18 protein-coding genes are annotated in these 16,160 nt (G+C 66.0%); 11 read left to right on the plus strand and 7 right to left on the minus strand.

Features of this window, described 5'->3' with window-relative positions; translation table 11 throughout:
• Positions 1-3: 3 nt before the first annotated feature.
• The 3 genes from ACWDUM_RS07680 to ACWDUM_RS07690 are packed head-to-tail and all read left to right on the plus strand — an operon-like array spanning position 4 to position 2,428.
• Complete coding sequence (locus ACWDUM_RS07680) at positions 4-1,149, plus strand: amidohydrolase family protein (RefSeq protein ID WP_450133503.1); 1,146 nt, start codon at positions 4-6, stop codon at positions 1,147-1,149.
• Complete coding sequence (locus ACWDUM_RS07685; protein WP_450133504.1) at positions 1,150-1,542, plus strand: Rieske (2Fe-2S) protein; 393 nt, start codon at positions 1,150-1,152, stop codon at positions 1,540-1,542.
• Between the two features lie 16 nt (positions 1,543-1,558).
• Complete coding sequence (locus ACWDUM_RS07690; RefSeq protein WP_450133505.1) at positions 1,559-2,428, plus strand: alpha/beta fold hydrolase; 870 nt, start codon at positions 1,559-1,561, stop codon at positions 2,426-2,428.
• Between the two features lie 38 nt (positions 2,429-2,466).
• Here the strand turns inward: ACWDUM_RS07690 and ACWDUM_RS07695 are convergent, their stop codons facing one another.
• Positions 2,467-2,940, minus strand: a complete 474-nt coding sequence (locus ACWDUM_RS07695) for a hypothetical protein (protein ID WP_450133506.1) — start codon at positions 2,938-2,940, stop codon at positions 2,467-2,469.
• 73 nt (positions 2,941-3,013) lie between these two features.
• Here ACWDUM_RS07695 and ACWDUM_RS07700 point away from each other — a divergent pair, with 73 nt between their 5' ends.
• Complete coding sequence (locus ACWDUM_RS07700) at positions 3,014-4,336, plus strand: NADH-ubiquinone oxidoreductase-F iron-sulfur binding region domain-containing protein (protein WP_450133507.1); 1,323 nt, start codon at positions 3,014-3,016, stop codon at positions 4,334-4,336.
• Entirely contained in the window at positions 4,333-4,608 is a 276-nt protein-coding gene (locus ACWDUM_RS07705) for a ferredoxin (RefSeq protein ID WP_450133508.1), read from the plus strand. Before ACWDUM_RS07700 ends, ACWDUM_RS07705 begins: the two co-directional genes overlap by 4 nt.
• Positions 4,609-4,709: 101 nt before the next feature.
• Here ACWDUM_RS07705 and ACWDUM_RS07710 read toward each other — a convergent pair whose 3' ends face one another.
• Positions 4,710-5,150, minus strand: a complete 441-nt coding sequence (locus ACWDUM_RS07710; RefSeq protein WP_450133509.1) for a hypothetical protein — start codon at positions 5,148-5,150, stop codon at positions 4,710-4,712.
• 670 nt (positions 5,151-5,820) lie between these two features.
• Between ACWDUM_RS07710 and ACWDUM_RS07715 the strand changes: the two genes are divergently transcribed.
• Positions 5,821-7,464, plus strand: a complete 1,644-nt coding sequence (locus ACWDUM_RS07715; protein ID WP_450133510.1) for a 4Fe-4S binding protein — start codon at positions 5,821-5,823, stop codon at positions 7,462-7,464.
• 133 nt (positions 7,465-7,597) lie between these two features.
• On the opposite strand, the gene ACWDUM_RS07720 is transcribed toward ACWDUM_RS07715, so the two are convergent.
• A complete protein-coding gene (locus ACWDUM_RS07720; RefSeq protein WP_450133511.1) occupies positions 7,598-7,948 on the minus strand; it encodes a hypothetical protein in 351 nt (116 codons plus the stop codon).
• Between the two features lie 251 nt (positions 7,949-8,199).
• Between ACWDUM_RS07720 and ACWDUM_RS07725 the strand changes: the two genes are divergently transcribed.
• Both ACWDUM_RS07725 and ACWDUM_RS07730 read left to right on the plus strand, forming a co-directional pair.
• On the plus strand, positions 8,200-9,042 hold the full coding sequence (locus tag ACWDUM_RS07725; protein WP_450133512.1) for a hypothetical protein: 843 nt from the start codon (positions 8,200-8,202) through the stop codon (positions 9,040-9,042).
• Positions 9,042-9,662, plus strand: a complete 621-nt coding sequence (locus ACWDUM_RS07730; RefSeq protein WP_450134178.1) for a twin-arginine translocation pathway signal — start codon at positions 9,042-9,044, stop codon at positions 9,660-9,662. The genes ACWDUM_RS07725 and ACWDUM_RS07730 overlap by 1 nt, the downstream gene beginning before the upstream one ends.
• 226 nt (positions 9,663-9,888) lie before the next feature.
• On the opposite strand, the gene ACWDUM_RS07735 is transcribed toward ACWDUM_RS07730, so the two are convergent.
• From ACWDUM_RS07735 to ACWDUM_RS07745, 3 genes are all read right to left on the minus strand, one after another.
• The gene (locus ACWDUM_RS07735; protein ID WP_450134179.1) at positions 9,889-11,256 is read right to left on the minus strand and encodes an ABC transporter substrate-binding protein; all 1,368 of its coding nucleotides are present in this window, start codon (positions 11,254-11,256) and stop codon (positions 9,889-9,891) included.
• Positions 11,257-11,628: 372 nt separating this feature from the next.
• The gene (locus ACWDUM_RS07740) at positions 11,629-12,144 is read right to left on the minus strand and encodes a hypothetical protein (protein ID WP_450133513.1); all 516 of its coding nucleotides are present in this window, start codon (positions 12,142-12,144) and stop codon (positions 11,629-11,631) included.
• A 139-nt stretch (positions 12,145-12,283) separates the two neighbouring features.
• Positions 12,284-12,544: a hypothetical protein gene (locus ACWDUM_RS07745; RefSeq protein ID WP_450133514.1), complete on the minus strand. Its 261-nt coding sequence runs from the start codon at positions 12,542-12,544 to the stop codon at positions 12,284-12,286.
• A 162-nt stretch (positions 12,545-12,706) separates the two neighbouring features.
• On the opposite strand from ACWDUM_RS07745, the gene ACWDUM_RS07750 reads away from it, so the two are divergent.
• Positions 12,707-13,363, plus strand: coding sequence for a TetR/AcrR family transcriptional regulator (locus ACWDUM_RS07750; protein WP_450134180.1), 657 nt, complete (start codon positions 12,707-12,709; stop codon positions 13,361-13,363).
• A 79-nt stretch (positions 13,364-13,442) separates the two neighbouring features.
• Here ACWDUM_RS07750 and ACWDUM_RS07755 read toward each other — a convergent pair whose 3' ends face one another.
• Positions 13,443-14,105 carry a TetR/AcrR family transcriptional regulator gene (locus ACWDUM_RS07755; RefSeq protein WP_450133515.1) on the minus strand — a complete coding sequence of 221 codons (663 nt, stop codon included), beginning with the start codon at positions 14,103-14,105 and terminating at the stop codon, positions 13,443-13,445.
• Positions 14,106-14,304: 199 nt separating this feature from the next.
• Between ACWDUM_RS07755 and ACWDUM_RS07760 the strand changes: the two genes are divergently transcribed.
• Positions 14,305-15,111: a TauD/TfdA dioxygenase family protein gene (locus ACWDUM_RS07760; RefSeq protein WP_450133516.1), complete on the plus strand. Its 807-nt coding sequence runs from the start codon at positions 14,305-14,307 to the stop codon at positions 15,109-15,111.
• A gap of 44 nt (positions 15,112-15,155) precedes the next feature.
• Positions 15,156-16,121, plus strand: coding sequence for a TauD/TfdA dioxygenase family protein (locus ACWDUM_RS07765; RefSeq protein WP_450133517.1), 966 nt, complete (start codon positions 15,156-15,158; stop codon positions 16,119-16,121).
• Positions 16,122-16,160 lie beyond the last annotated feature (39 nt).

Here is a 16,160-nt window from a genome sequence, read left to right on the forward strand (position 1 = left end):
ACGATGACCCTCTCGCACATCCACGAACGGGTGCCGTCGACGGAGTTGGTCGCCGTCCGGGTCGTGGACTCCGACATGCACCCGGTACCCCGGCGCCGCGAGCTCGCCGAATACCTCCCCGAGCCGCACCGAAGCAAGTACTTCCTCAGCCACAAGGTCGGCGACACGATCATCTACGACGCGCCCGACTACGCACACTCCTACGCGATGCGCATCGACACCTTCCCGTCCGGAGGCGAGTTCCCCGGCAGCGACCCAGACCTCGCCTTCAAGCAGCTGATCCTCGAGGCGGGCTCGGACATCGTGATCCTCGAACCGACCGTGAAGGCGGCTCGACTGCCCGAGGCGACCCAGGCCTTCGCCACCGGCATCAATCACTGGCAGGCCAACCACTGGCTCGACGGTCACAACAACTGGCACCAGCGCTGGCGTGGATCGGTCTGCGCCGCAGTCGACGACCCGCAGGGCGCCGTCCGCGAGATCGAGACCTGGGCCGAGCACCCGTACATGTCTCAGATCCTGATCAAGGCCGAACCTCGACCTGCCTGGGGCGATCCCCGCTACGACCCGATCTGGGCAGTCGCCACCAAGTACGACATGCCGGTCAGCTGTCATCTCGGCCGCGGCGCCTTCGAGACGATGCCGATGCCTCCGGTGGGCTTCCCCAGCTACAACCACGATTTCATGGTCAGCTACTCCCTGCTGGCGGCGAATCAGATCATGAGCCTGATCTTCGACGGCGTCTTCGACCGATTCCCAACGCTGCGCATGGTGTTCGTCGAGCACGCATTCACCTGGATCCTGCCGTTGATGTGGCGCATGGACGCGATCTACGAGGCCCGCAGGTCCTGGATGGACATCGGCCGCAAGCCGTCCGAATACGTCAAGGAACACATCAAGTTCACCACGCAGCCGCTGGACTATCCGGAGGACAAGACCGAGTTGACACGGGCGTTCGAGTGGATGGAAGCGGAGAAGATCCTGCTGTACTCCTCGGACTACCCGCACTGGACGTTCGACGACCCCCGCTGGCTCGTCAAGCACCTGCCGCCGGCCGCCCGCGAGCGGATCATGTTCCGGAACGGCATCGAGACCTACCATCTCCCGGAGACGGTGCCCGCACTGCCCGGCCAGGTTCGGGTGTTCTGAATGAGCGAGGAACAGCAGCCGTCGAGGCTGGCGCAGGGCCGCGAGCACGTCGTGGCCACTGTCGACGAAATTCCCCCCGGTTCGTCGAAGGTGGTGCCGATCGGACGGCACGGCGTCGGCGTGTACAACGTCAACGGCACCTTCTACGCCATCGCGAACTACTGTCCGCACGAGGGAGGCCCGCTCTGCGCCGGGCGCCCTCGTGGACGCAACATCGTCGACACCGGCGTGCCGGGGGACGCGGTGATGGTTCGCGATCTGGAGTTCATCTACTGCCCCTGGCATCAATGGGGATTCGAGCTCGCGACCGGGACAACCGCGGTGAAGCCGGAATGGAGCATTCGCACCTATCCGGTCCGGGTCGTCGGCGACGACGTCCTGGTGACGGCCTGACACGGAGGAGAACATCATGCCCTCGGTGGAGGTGAACGGCGGGAACGTCGTCTACGAGATTCTCGGTACATCAGGCAAACTCGTGGTGCTGACGCCCGGCGGCAGGTTCGGCATGGATGTTCCCGGGCTGCGACCGCTGGCTCAGGCGTTGGTCGACGGCGGTTACTCGGTTCTGTTGTGGGACCGCCCCAATTGCGGTGATTCGGACGTGCAGTTCTATGGCGTGTCCGAGTCGCACATGCGAGCGGAGACACTTCGCGGCCTCCTTTCGTCACTCGGGGCCGGTCCCTGCATCCTCGCGGGAGGTTCCGGCGGAGCCCGTGATTCCATGCTGACCGCGATGCTGTATCCCGAACTCGTCACCGGACTGGTCCTGTGGAACATCGTCGGGGGCGTGTACGGGACCTTCAACCTCGGCGCCTACTACGTGTTGCCGAGCCTGCAGGTGGTGCGAGGCAAGGGTGTGGAAGGACTTCTGCACATGCGCGAGTGGCGAGAGCGCATCGAGAAGAACCCGGCGAACAAGCAACGGCTACTCGATCTTGATCGCGACGAGTTCATCAAGTTGTCCCTACGGTGGCTGAATTCCTACGTGCCCAGGCCCGGACAGACCATCCCCGGCGTGGATGACGAGATGTTCGACCGCATCCAGGTTCCGACCCTGATCATCCGGGGCGGCGCGAAGGATCTGGACCATCCGAAGCGCACATCACTCGAGGTCAGTTGCCTCATCGAGGGTTCCACGCTCATCGACCCGCCGTGGCCCGAAGATGCCTGGGAACGAGCGTTCGAAGAACGGTCGACGGGAAAGGTGGATCGACCCAACATGTTCGACACGTGGGTTCTGGCCGCCCCCGCGATCCTGGACTTCCTGGAAAGCCGATGACCGCTCACTCGCGGCCGGGAACGGCGCCGAACGTGCACTCACGTCGCCAGGATGCGGACCTCGCAGTTGAGCGCGGCCTCCAGTGCGGTGTGGACACGACTTTCGGGCACCCGGTCCAGGTCCTCTCGAGCCAGACGCACGTGCACGACATCGAGTCCGTCGGCGCCGAGCACACGCTCGATGTGGGCGGTGAGCCCGAATCCGGACAGCACACCGTGAGCGTCGTCGTCCGTTCCCCGGCTCACGTAGGTGACGACCCCGACGATCGGGCACGTACCGAATGCGTCGGCGCACAGTCGAAGTGCGGCCCGCTCGACCTCTTCCTGCTCGTCGCCCGCGATCAGCAACTGCACCTCGCGTCGTCCTGCGGGCAGTGCGCTGATGTCGTGATCGATCAGGTCGGAACCGGCATCGCGCGCGAGGGCTCGGAGGATTTCCGTGCCCTCGCGAAGTTGGCCGGGGGTCAGTTCGTCTCCCGGATCGACGCCGACGCGTACCACGGCAGTTCTCATGCGGGCGAGCATAACCGCGCGGGTCGTCACCGATACCCCTCGCGGAACGAAATCTCGGCCAGAGGAGGCGGCAATGCCAACGACCTTTGACCCGGCGACGCAGATTGCCGTCGCCGTGCTTCCGGGCAGAACGCCGCGGCTGCTGCGGGCTCCCGGCATCGCCGTGCCGCCACGCCCGGAGACCTCCTCCGAGTATCACGACCAGGGCGGCTATCGCGAGATTGCGGCGACCGAGCCGTTGCTCGAACAGATCGAGCTCAGCGGTCTGCGTGGCCGCGGCGGAGCGGCGTTTCCCCTGAGCGTCAAACTGCGGTCGGTTCACGACGCCGGTCGCGACGGCCGAGGCACTGTCGTCGTCGCGAACGGAGAGGAGGGCGAACCGGCCTCGGCGAAGGACAAGTGGCTGATGCGCAATCGCCCCCACCTGGTGCTGGACGGGATCCGGCTTGCCGCTCGGATCGTCGCCGCAGACCGGGCCTACGTCTACGTCTCGGATCCCGAGTCCGCTCGGAGCATCCACGCGGCGCTGGACGAGCTCGACGACTCGATCCGCGGTTCGCTGTGCATCACCGTCGTGACAGTCGAGCCCGGGTACGTGGCCGGCGAGGAGACCGCGGCGGTCCGCGCGATCGACGGCGGACCCGCCAAACCGACCGACAAGCCGCCACGCCCCTTCGAGCGGGGAGTGGCGGGGAGACCCACGGTCGTCAGCAACGTCGAGACGCTGGCGAACCTTCCGTTCGTGCACCGGCACGGCGGCGGAGCGTTCCGGGCGGAGGGCACTGCCGCATCACCGGGGACATATCTCGCGACGGTCACGGGAGCAGGTAAACCGGCTGCGCTGTACGAGATTCCGCACGGCCTGCCTTTCACCGAGCTACTCGCCGTACACGGGGTTGCGGCCGACTCGGTCCGCGGCGTACTCATGGGTGGCTACTTCGCGGGATTGGTCAACCGCGACGTCCTCGACGCAACCCTGGACCACGAGACACTGGCGCAGTTCGGCAGCGCACTGGGATGTGGGGCGATCTCGCTCCTCACCGACGAGTGCCCCGTCGCCGTCGCCGCCTCGGTGTTGAGCTACTTCGATCGGGAGAACGCCGGCCAGTGCGGCTCGTGCTTCAACGGGACGGCCGCGATGGCCACGGCCGTACGGGCTCTGCGCGAGGGCACAGCGTCCGCGGAGGACCTCGTCCGCCTCGAACGGTGGTCCGTGGTCCTACGCGGCCGCGGCGCCTGCGCGACGATCGACGGTGCAGCCAACATCGCGGCGAGCTTGTTGAATCAGTTTCCCGAGGCGGTCGCGGATCACCTCGACGATCACTGCGAAGTATGCCGAGTCGGCGTGTTCAGCGCCGACCGCCCCTTCGAGGTGGAGACGGTGGGACACCAATGAGAATTCGCCTCGACCGCACCGTGTGCGACGGCTTCGGGATCTGCGCCCGTCATGCACCACAGTACTTTTCGCTCGACGACTGGGGATACGCCACGCTGATCGGTGACGGATCGGTGCCGCCCGAGGACCACGATGCCGCCATGCGGGCGCTCCTCGACTGCCCCGCGCACGCGATCATCGAAATGACCGGCGAGTACCCGGCGCCGACAACCGGTCGGTTCTCCGGCCGGCTTGAAGCGCAGCCTCCCGACGCCCCGTCGGGCAATCGATAGGAGCGGGTCGGCCACCGCCCGCGCACACGAATGACCGCCCCGGCCCACCTGCAGGCGCTCGGGTGCGGACATTCACTGCGGGCCGGCCGATCGGGCCCTACTCAGCCGGCAGGAAGCAGGTCTGCCACCACCGTGCGGCGCGACATCTGCCCCGTACAGAAGGTCTCGGCAGGATCGACCGACGACACCGACATCGCCGCCGCTGCGAGAGCCTGCACCTTGAACGCGCGGGCGGCCATACTCAACCGGTGCTGGACGAGGCGGACGTCTCGGTCAAGTTCGGCAGGCCACCCTTCACCCCACATCGTCACCTCGGTCCGCCCATGCCCGAGTGCGTCGAGCACACCTTGACGTACGCGGGCATCGGTTCGGTACAGGGCCGCCGCGACCGCGACAGTCGTGGGGCGTCGCCCACTTCCATTGGCTGCCAACGTGGATTCCAGGTCTGCCGTCGTTGCGCCCAAGATCTCCAGGGGCCTGGGATCGGAGTCCTCCGCGAGAAGGACCGTGACGTTCCACCCTGCAACCACCCGATCGAACACCCAACCTCCGGCATGTCGGACCACATCCGCGATGTTGGGGGCGACGAGGTCGAGTTGGTGGGGCGTCGCAGGCTTGGCGGTTCGGGCAGTCGAGTCGGTACCCACCCGAACGTCGTCCTGCCGGTGAACAGTGGCGAAGCGTCGAACAGTCATAGCGGATCCCTTCTGGCTGATCTGGCCGAATTCCCTCGATGGTCCACAACCGACGTGCATGCACACACAGAATCGAGCACCGGTACGGGGACACGGCGCCGAACGACCTCTCCAACCCACCGCGGACGGACAGCACTCCTCGCGAGGAGCACGGCGCCCTTCGCAAGAGGCATTCGCATCCTCACTTGACGAGAGTCACATATCCAAGGTGCGTCCACGAAGCCCCCCATGTCGCCCACGAACCTAGTGAACACACAGTAGGTTGGTTTTGGAGATGTGACAAGGCTCTCACCCGACACGACCAACCTGCCTGTAACCAGCGATAATCACATTCTTTTGAATGGAGAATCGACTACACTTCTATGAAGAGCAGCGGACGCCGCACGCGCGAACCACCGCTCCTCAGTGGGGCCGCGTCCTGTGCCCCCGATTCAGGGTCGACACATTTCCAGATGCCGAGCGCGACGCACTCCCCTGTCGAGATCGGACAAGCCACGTCTACAGAGGAGGCTCCGCGGTGGCATACATCATCACGCAGAACTGTTGCAAGGACGCCAGTTGTGTGGCTGTGTGCCCGGTCGACTGCATCCGACCGAGTGCGGACGCGAGCGACACACCAGCCGACACACAGATGTTGTTCATCGATCCCGACACCTGCATCGACTGCGGGGCCTGCGCGGACGAATGCCCGGTCGACGCGGTCGTGTCCGAGTGGGACCTACCGGAGGAGCAGGAGCGGTTCCGGGACATCAATGCCGCCTATTTCCGGAAGCATCCACTCGAGCCCGGAATCATCGAGCCTCCGCGCCAGCGTCCCGCGGTGGAGCCCGGCTCGCTTCGGGTGGCGATCGTCGGGGCCGGTCCGGCGGCCTGCTACGCAGCCTCCGAACTCCTCACGATCAAGGGTGTCGAGGTCGACATGTTCGAGCGGTTGCCAACGCCGTTCGGCCTGATCCGGGCCGGTGTCGCGCCGGACCATCAGCGAACCAAGTCCGTTGTCTCGATCTTCGAGGACGCCTTCGCAAGCAGCCGGTTCGCCGGTCACCTCAACGTCGAGGTCGGCGCCACGATCACCCATGCAGACCTGCTCGCCCACCACCATGCAGTCATCTACGGCGTCGGTGCCCCGGCCAGCCGCGATCTGGGCATTCCGGGTGACCAGCTGCCTGGCCATCATGCCGCCGCCGACTTCGTCGGCTGGTACAACGGCCACCCCGACCACGTGGGGCACGATTTCGATCTGTCAGCGCGACGGGTCGTGATCGTCGGCAACGGCAACGTCGCGCTGGACATCGCGCGTGTGCTCCTGAAGGGCCCCGACGAACTCGCCAGGACGGACATCGCCGAGCACGCTCTGAACGCATTGGCGGACAGCAACATCGAGGAAGTTGTCATCCTCGGTCGGCGCGGCCCTCGCGAAGGCGCCTTCTCCGTCGGCGAATTCGTCGCGCTGGGGAACCTCGACAGGATCGACGTGATCATCGACGGCGGAGACCTCGAGCCACGGCCGGAGGACGACGTGGAGACCGCGCTGAAGCTGGAGGTTGCGAGGGAATACGCCCAGCGCACGCCGCACCCGGGTAACAAGCGGATCGTCTTCCGCTTCCTGTCCTCCCCGGTCGAGGTGGTCGGTTCCGAGCACGTCGAGGGGCTGCGGGTGGTTCGCAACCACCTCGTCGACACGGATGCGATCGTTGCGCGCGATCCGGCCGACGGGACCGACGTCTTGGACACGTCACTCGTCCTGCGGTCGATCGGCTACCTGGGTAGACCGATCGACGGCATTCCCTTCGACGCGAGCAGGGGAATCGTCCCCAACGATCTCGGACGGGTGATCGACGAGGAGGGCCATCCGGAGACCGGCGTGTACGTCACCGGCTGGATCAAACGCGGGCCGCGGGGTGTGATCGGCACCAACCGCAGCTGTGCAGAGGAGACGGTCGCCCAGCTGCTGGATGACTTCGACAAGGGTGCGCTGGCCAGGGACGTCGGCGACAGGGAGTCGCTGCGCCGGGTGATGATCGAGCGTGGGGCGGACCCGATCGATTGGCGCGGATGGCGCGCCATCGATGCCACCGAACGCCGGCGCGGCGCCGTGGAGGAGCGCCCGCGGGTCAAGTTCGTCTCGATCGACGAGATGCTCGCCGCCGCCCGGGGTTAGCGCACCAATCGTGACCGACAACCTGGAACTGTTTCAGCGGCATGCCGATTCCCGGAATGCCGCCGAAACTGTTCACCCTGCTCGACACCGATCCGCTGTGGAATCGAGCGTGGGTGACCGACCGCGCCCGAAGTCAGTCGGCGACTCGCCGCTCGCCGTGAGCGCGCCATATCGACACCGAGAGGGTGGTCAGGTCGAGCGAGGGGCTGAGCGGGATCTCTCCGGAGGCAGCGCGCTCCCGGAATGCTCTGAAAACGGACTCCGCGTCCTCGTCCAGCTCGTACACCGCGAGATACCGGTGTGTCGGCGGATCGGACGCGGCTCGTCCGGGGACCGCCGCCGGCACGACCTCGAAACGCTGTCCGGCCACCACGCCCGGGACGGCCAGGACATCGGACATGTGCTTCGTGTCGTACCAATCGTTGAAGGCGTCCTCCTGCCCCTCGACAGCATTGGAATACACCAGCATCTTCGAATCAGTCACGTCCGCACCTTCTCGGGTCGTCGACAGGAGTACACGAAGTCCGTGCCAGTCGCCGTCCGACAGCGACTTGGCCACCTTCACGCTACCCCGCCAACCACAACTGGATGCCGCAATTCCGTTGCGAGACGGAAATTCCCCGCATTTGGACGCCATGACCGAACGCATTCATCACACTTCGATGCCGATCTCCGGCAATGGTGCTAGCTTCGTTCTCGTCCGGGGGGACCAGCCACAGGTACCGGGAGGTGGACATGGGGGAGGGACGTGACGGCCCGCCGCCGACCAGCGTGAACGAAACCGCTCGCACCGCCGAGTCATTGGCCCTGGAAGTGGCCGAAGCGGAAGCCGAGGCCGAGGCCGCGGAGGCCAGAACCGCTGCGGCACAGGCGCGTGCTCGTTCCGCACGATTGCGACGGCAGGCATTGGCCGCGGAGGCCGGCCCCGCGACGGGGGCGCGAGAGAGCTCACTCGACTCCACGGACGGCCCGGCCCCTCGGGACCTCCCGACGGCCGCGGCCGGAAAGGCCGAGAACGAGGACGTTCCGGACTGCGAGGGAGTCGGACCCTCGCCATCGGACGGACCCCGGCCCCGCCACGGCGGGCGGCGTCTGCCTCGGCCCGCGACAGTTCCGGCCGCGCTCTGCGCACTCGTCTCCGGCGCTGCGCTTGCGGCGAGCGGATACCTGTTGTGGCATCACCACGATGTCACCGACCAGCAGCAGCGCGCGGCCGAGTTCGCCGCAGCGGCACGGCAGGGTGTCGTCACATTGACCACCCTGGATTCCGACAACGCCGAGGCAGACGTCCAACGCGTACTCGACAACTCCACTGGCGCATTCCGAGACGACTTCCAGGCCCGGGCAGGAGATTTCACCGACATGATCCAGAAGGCCAACGTCGCGACCGAGGGCCGGGTCAACGCCGCCGCTGTCGAGTCGATGACCGAGGACTCCGCGGTCGTTCTCGTTGCCGCATCGTCCAAGGTGACCAATTCCGCAGGTGCGGAACAGGAACCGCGCGCATGGCGGCTCAGCGTCACCGTGACGAGAGACGAGGGTCAACTCAAGATGTCGAAAGTCGAGTTCGTACCGTGATCACAGACCGCATACCTTCCGACGACACGGTCGAGCATGCCACCGCCGGACAGACGGCCTCGCGGAGCGAGGACACTCTGGGAGTCCCGGATCCCGAGCAGACCGCGGGCGCGGTCCCACGTGCGACCCGCCGTATCCGGATCAGACCAGGCGCGGGGTTGCTGACGCTGCTCGTCGTCGCCTCGACGGCGACGGCGGCCGGCCTGTACGTCTTCCAGTATCGGCCGGACACCCGAATCGACGCCTCCGCGGGGCAGGCGGCGCGTGAGGCCGCCGTGGACGGCGCAACGGCGCTGCTGTCCTATGCCCCCGATACCCTCGACCATGATTTCGCCTCTGCCAAGTCGTATCTGACCGGCGACTTCCTGACGTACTACACCCAGTTCACGGAACAGATCGTCGCACCGGCCGCACGCGAGAAGTCGGTGAAGACGACAGCCGAGGTGGTTCGGTCGGCGGTTTCCGAACTCCAACAGGACGCCGCGAAGGTGCTGATCTTCACCAATCAGACCACGACAAGCTCGGAAAAGCCCGATCCCACGATCACGTCGAGCAGCGTGTTGGTGACACTCACGAAGGACGACGACAGCTGGCTCATCTCGTCGTTCGATCCGGTCTGACACCTCTTCGCTCTCCTGCCGAACAGCAGGATGACGTGAGCACCGGTCACCGCGATGTTGTTCCAGAGCAGGGAGATCCGCCCCATGACGGGCATCGCCGGCGAGGGTGATCGGACCACATCAACCGCCCGATCAGGGCGCGAGAGCCGATGCCGGAACAGCAGCACGAGAGGCCACCGCCACCGACACCGGCCCTGCCCACCGATGAGCTGCCGCTACGCCGTCATCAGAAGTCGTCCATGCTCTTGCCGACCTCGGCAAGCGTCATCGGCGTCCCGTAGTCCTTCTGGTACTTGTAGGGCGGAATGTCACATCGGTAGGGCCCGGTGTCGGGATGGAAGTCGGCCGGCTTCCAACCATCGGGTGTCGCCTGCTCGATGTTGAAGCACGGCTGCGGCGGAACCGGATTGGCGATGTTGGTCGCAGCGTGCAGACCTCCACCCGTCCACGCAGTCTGCTCGCGGGCCGCGTTGTACACGCACTGGCGAGTGAGATCGTCTCCGCAACTCGCGGCCGACTTCGCGAACAACAACCACGCCGACATGGCACGCATCACCGGGAACGTGATCGTTGCATCCGGTGCGTACTCGGCGAACATGTCCGCCACCTGCTGGACCGCGGGAACCTCGTCGATGCTGCTCATCGCCGCGCTGCCGCCGAGGTCGACGAGATTGTTCTGGAATCCCGCGGACGGGCCCAGAAGTTCGAGGAACGCCGGGTTGTACGAATTGTTGTTCGCGTCGATCCAGTCGAGCTTGTAGTCCATCGAGGTGAGAACGTCCTCGAGCTTGGCGAGCTGCCGGAAGTCGCCGAAGAACACGAGACCCTTGACACCCTTGGCCTTCATGGCCTGGGCGTAGGGCGTCCAGTCCGAGACCCCCGCCAGCGGGTAGAGGTCGTCGTAGACGATGGTTGCGCCGGCGGCCACGAGGGCCTCCGCGGCCCCTTCGCCGAGCACCTTGGTGACGGGTGAGTCTCCGTTGATGAGGCCGACGGCTCCCGCCGAGGCAGGGTACGCCTCCTTCAGCGCCCAGGTGCGGAACCCGAAGTTCGGGTCGTAGCCGGGGGTTCGGCTGGGTGACGCGCTGATCTCCAGGTCCGCTCCCACGGCCTGCACCTGGGTGACCTGCGCGGGGAAACTCGGCAGCATGCAGTTCAGCCGATCCTTGACTCCGAGCCCGTCCAGCGCAGCACCACCACCGACGAGGGCGAAGTCCTCGCGGCAGGCTTCGACCATCCGCGGGCGGACCTCCATCAGATTCGCGTCCCGCATCTTGTAGGCGAGTGGGCGTCCGTTGATGCCGCCCGCGTCGTTGCACCATGAGGTGAAGACCTTTGCCGCGTCCTCGAATTCGTGATTCTTGTTGAACCCCATGTCTGTGAAGACGCCGACCGAGATCTCGTCGGCGGTGACTCCCTGAGCGGTTGCGCTGTCCGCATTGCCGGGTTGGCAGACATCGGTCAGATCACCGAAGTCCCCCGACGAGCTCGAGGCGACCGCTTCCCCGGACGCCTCCTCACCACCGCCACCACTCTCACCGCGGCCGCTACATCCCGCGACGAGCAATGCCACCGCCGCAAGAGCGACAAGCATTCGCTGCTGTTTCACGTGATCCTCCTCCACTGGGCTACATCGGCCCGTCGGACTGGCAAGATCTCCGCTGTCGCGTCTGCCCAGGGTCCGATCCGGGCCTCTCCGAGTCGATCTGGGTATCGGGGAGCCATCTTCTCTGTACGCGAGACACAGCGTGTCCCTTTGATCAGAACGACAGCGCGATTCAGGTACTCACCGCTCAGAGCGGAGCGCGGTCCCGTGCTGCCGACTGTCGTGACTCCGACCACCGAAGCCATTCCTGCGGTTGATCATTCACCTGCTGAGGCGGCTGCGGATGTTGCGAGTGGATGATCGTCGGCGTCCACACGGGACACATCCGGTGCAGACACCGACGATCACCGTATTCCGACCCTACTGGCAGGCGGGATTGGCCTCCGCGCCGCCCTGGATCGCCAGGAGCGCACAGAATGTCGTCGCAGCGACCTTCCACTGGCCGTCGACCTCCACGGCCTGGCCGGTCTGGTCGGGAAGCACCGGAGCACCACCCATGTAGATCGTGTACTTGACATCCGCGGTGTCGGCGCCGGTCATGGTGACCGACGAGACCGTCGCGGAGGTCTGACCGTTCGGGCTCGCCGCCATTCCCTCGAGTGGGGCCAGGAAGGACTCGCCGCTCTCCACTAGCGCTGCACGTGCGGCCGGCGTGTTCGTCCCGTCGAAGAATGCGACGTAGGTGTCGGTGATGGCTTTTGTCGTCGCCTCGGACGCCTCGGCGGCCGCGGAAGTGGTCGCTGCCACGGATGTCGCCACCGTGGCAGCGCTGTCTGCTGCGCTGTCGTCGGAATCACTGCATCCTGCGACACCGGCAGTCGCGACGACGACCAGGGCGCAGACAGCCAGGACTCGACGGGTTGTCCATTCGCGCATAGCGGATCCTTTCCTGTGGACGGACGGGTTCTGTCCGCATTGGTGTGTTCGAACTTTCGCGGACTCGGCAGCCGGCCGATGACTCGCACCGCCGGATATCGGTCGCATGACCATTGAGTCCCATTCGTCTACAACGTATTCAGGTGATCACCAACCGTGTCCGGCGGCGCATCGCCGACACTCGGCCCGGCTCGTGGACTGCCGGATCCATTCCAGCCAACCTCGGCGTCACGAATTCTGTTGTGAGAGTAACGAACTGGATCATCGATGCGAGACAGAAGGTGGAATCGGCGCCGCGGTCGACAACGTTTCGATTCAGCGTGGGTGGGCATTCATCGGCCGTAACGTCGCGGACGGCGCCGCGCCAGAGGCACCGATCAGAGTCGAGTTCGAAGTGCATCCGGATCTCCTTCTCGGAGCTGCATTCACGACTCGAGGAGAATAGCATTCTCGTCAACTGATATGATCGATCTCCCGAGGTTGCCCCGCCAGGCAGGTAGCAGCACGTTCTCCGCTATAGTGCAAGCATGTTCTCCACATGCGGAGCGGGGCCTACTCGGCAATGACCAGCCCCGGCGAAGAGCCCGCCTGGAAACAGCGCGCGGTCGAACGGTCCATCGGGCCGGCCAAGCTCCGCGCCGAGGAACGCGTGCAGCGCTTCCTCGATGCCGCCCAGGCGATCATCACGGAGAAGGGAAGCACCGATTTCACGGTGCAGGAAGTCGTCGACCGCTCCAAGCAATCGCTACGCAGCTTCTACCTGCAGTTCGACGGCAAACACGAACTACTCCTCGCACTGTTCGAGGACGCACTGGATCGTTCGGCCGACCAGATCCGAGCCGCCGCATTCGGTCAGAAGGACCCGTTTGAACAGCTGCGGGTCGCCGTCGAGCTGCTTTTCGACCTGTGCCGCCCCGATCCCACCGCGTATCGCCCGCTGTTCACCGAATTCGCTCCGCAGTTGCTGCTCACGCACCCGGCCGAGGTCAAGGTCGCGCACTCGGCAATGCTGACACTGTTCACGGAATTGATGGAGGCGGTCGCCGCGGCGGGTCGGTTGCGTGCGGGCGTCAACCCGCGACGGGCTGCGGCCATGACGATGCAGACCGCCATGTTCATCGCCCAGTCCGGCGGCGCCACGGACAGCGAAGCCGCCAACCCCATCGACGCCCACGAGGTGTGGGACTTCTGTTCCAGGGGCTTCTCCGGCGAGAAGTGAGAACGACGCTCTCACGACCGAGGGCGCTCGGCGAGTTCGAAACGTGGATGCCCCGGCGTGCCGGTGCGTTACGCGGAGTTCAGCGCTCGGCGTCCTCACGACGGGTGGCGAGCGTCTCCTCCGACAGCGGCGCCCGGAGCAGGCCCTCCCAGGCGTCGACGAGTGTGGACAACTCGGCCCGGCTCGGCGCCCCACCCGCCCGGTCGTAGCGGGCCAGCGTCCGCAGCGCGCTCTCGTACACCATCGAGATCCGCGGCCGGCGCAACTCCTCCGGAACGTCGGTGAGTGCTGCCTGCAGTGCCCGGTCGATCGCCATTCCGCTGGCGGTCATGGTGGGGTCCGCAGACTTGAAGGCGTCGCCCAGCAAGTCGGTTTCGATCAAACGGTCGAGCAGACCCACGTAGTGGTTGCCGTTCCGAAGGCTGTCGGCCAGCGGCTGCACGAATCCCCACAGCGCCTCGCGCAGGGTCAACCGGCGTGCACCCGCACTCATCCGGCGAACGAGAGCATCCCGGTCGGCACTGATCGCCGGCAATCGGTGCTCGAAGACTGCGCGCAGCAGGTTCTCCTTCGAGCCGAAGTAGTAGCTGATCACGGAAGCATTGTTCTGGCCTGCGGCACTGCGGATCTCGGCGAGGGTGACGCCCTCGTACCCGCGCCGCGCAAACAGCCGTTCGGCCGTCTCGACCAGCAGCACCCGTGTTTCCTCACCCGCGCTGTAGCGGCCACGTCTGGCGGTCATGGGCGACCACCGTATCGCAACGCCGCAACCCGTCCTCCCCCGAACAACCCGTCCGAAAACCCTCCGTTCCAGCGCACTACCGCAGATCCGACGACTTGTAAACGGTTCTTCGCATCCGGATCGGATGCGTTCGCAAATTAATGCCCGCTGATTACTTTTGCGTCATCCAGTCCAGCCCGAGAGACCCGAGGACGCGACGATGACGACGCTCGAACTGCCCACCCTGACCATCGTGCCGCTGGCCGGCGCGATCGGCGCCGAGGTGCACGGCCTGCAGGTCGGCAACCTGAGCGATGCCGACATCGCGGCGGTCAAGGACGCCCTCTACACCCACCACGTGCTGTTCTTCCCCGGGCAGGGAACCGATCCCGCCATCCACCGGGCCTTCTCGCAGCACTTCGGCGAGATCGTGTACCCGCACGAGCACCTGGCGAATCTCGGCGACGCGGGATACCGCGAGATCAGCGTCATCAGCACCGACAACGGCAGTGCCTACCAGGCCAATCGCTGGCACTGTGACGTCGCGTGGCGCGCCACCCCTTCTCGGTTCAGCGTCCTGCACATGCAGGTTCTGCCGGAGGCAGGCGGCGACACCCTGTGGTCGAACCAGTACGCCGCACTGGACGCGCTGTCCGCTCCGATCCGGGAGGCGCTGTACGGGCTGACCGCCACACACCGGATCGCCCCGCAGCCGGGAGTACCCGAGGCATCCCATCCCCTGGTGATCCGCCATCCCGAAACCGGCCGCGAGGCGTTGTTCGTCAACGACCTGTTCACCGCACGGATCAACGAACTCTCCGACGACGAGAGCAGCGCGCTGCTCGGTCTGCTCAAGTCGGTGTCGATCCGGCCCGAGTTCACCGTCCGGCGCCGCTGGAGCGTCGGTGACATCGCGATCTGGGACAACCATTTCGTGCAGCACAACGCGATCTACGACTACGGCGACGCGCCGCGGCGCATCCATCGCATCGAGGTCGCCCCCGAAGCGCCCGTCCCGGCACGCTGAATCGGCCCGTCCACTCCCATTCCCGCTCGCACACAGGAGAACCCGTGACCACCACCGAGATTCGTCCCACCACCGCAGCCGACATCTACGCGGCCGGGGGCATCACCGTCACCAAGCTCGGCGAGAACATCGGCGCCCTGATCGAGGGTGTGCACGTCTCCGGGGACATCCCCGCCGAGACCGCCTTCGCGATCCGCTACGCCCTCGCCGCGAACAAGGTCGTCGTCTTCCGCGGCCAGCACCACGTCACCGACGACATCCAGTACCAGTTCGCCGGCACCCTCGGGTCGCAGACCACCACCCACCCGACGCTGACCTCCGAGGACAACCGCACGCTCGTCATCGAGGGCGCCGCCAACAGCTGGCACACCGACGTCAGCTTCATCGACCGGATCCCGAAGGCATCGATCCTGCGGGCCGTCGACATCCCGCCCTACGGCGGCGCCACCACCTGGGCCTCGACCACCGCCGCCTACGAGCAGCTTCCCGCTCCGCTCAAGGCCCTCGTCGACAATCTGTGGGCGGTGCACTCGAACGAGTACGACTACGCCGGCGTGCACGCCGATCGCAAAGGCGTTGCAGTCAACCGTCACGAGACGATGCAGAACTTCACCCGCCTGAAGTTCGAGACCGAGCACCCGGTCGTGCGTGTGCACCCCGAGACCGGTGAGAAGGCACTGCTGGTCGGCCACTTCGTGAAGAACTTCGTCGGTCTCAAGACCAACGAATCGGCCGCGCTGTACCAGCTGCTGCAGGACCGGATCATCAAGCTGGAGAACACCCTTCGCTGGGCCTGGACCCCGGGTGACCTGGTGATCTGGGACAACCGCGCCACCCAGCACTACGGCATCGCCGACTTCGGCGAGGGCAAGCGCAGTGTGCACCGGGTGACCCTGGCCGGCGACGTCCCGGTCTCCGTCGACGGCGAGACCAGCCGCATCATCGAAGGCGACGCCTCGCACTTCTCGGTCGTCGACACCCCCGACCGCTTCCCCGGCTTCGACGCCTGACCCTCCCCACCCGATCCGCGGCACCGGCCGCCCCGCCCC

Source organism: Rhodococcus sp. NPDC003322 (genome assembly GCF_053589555.1).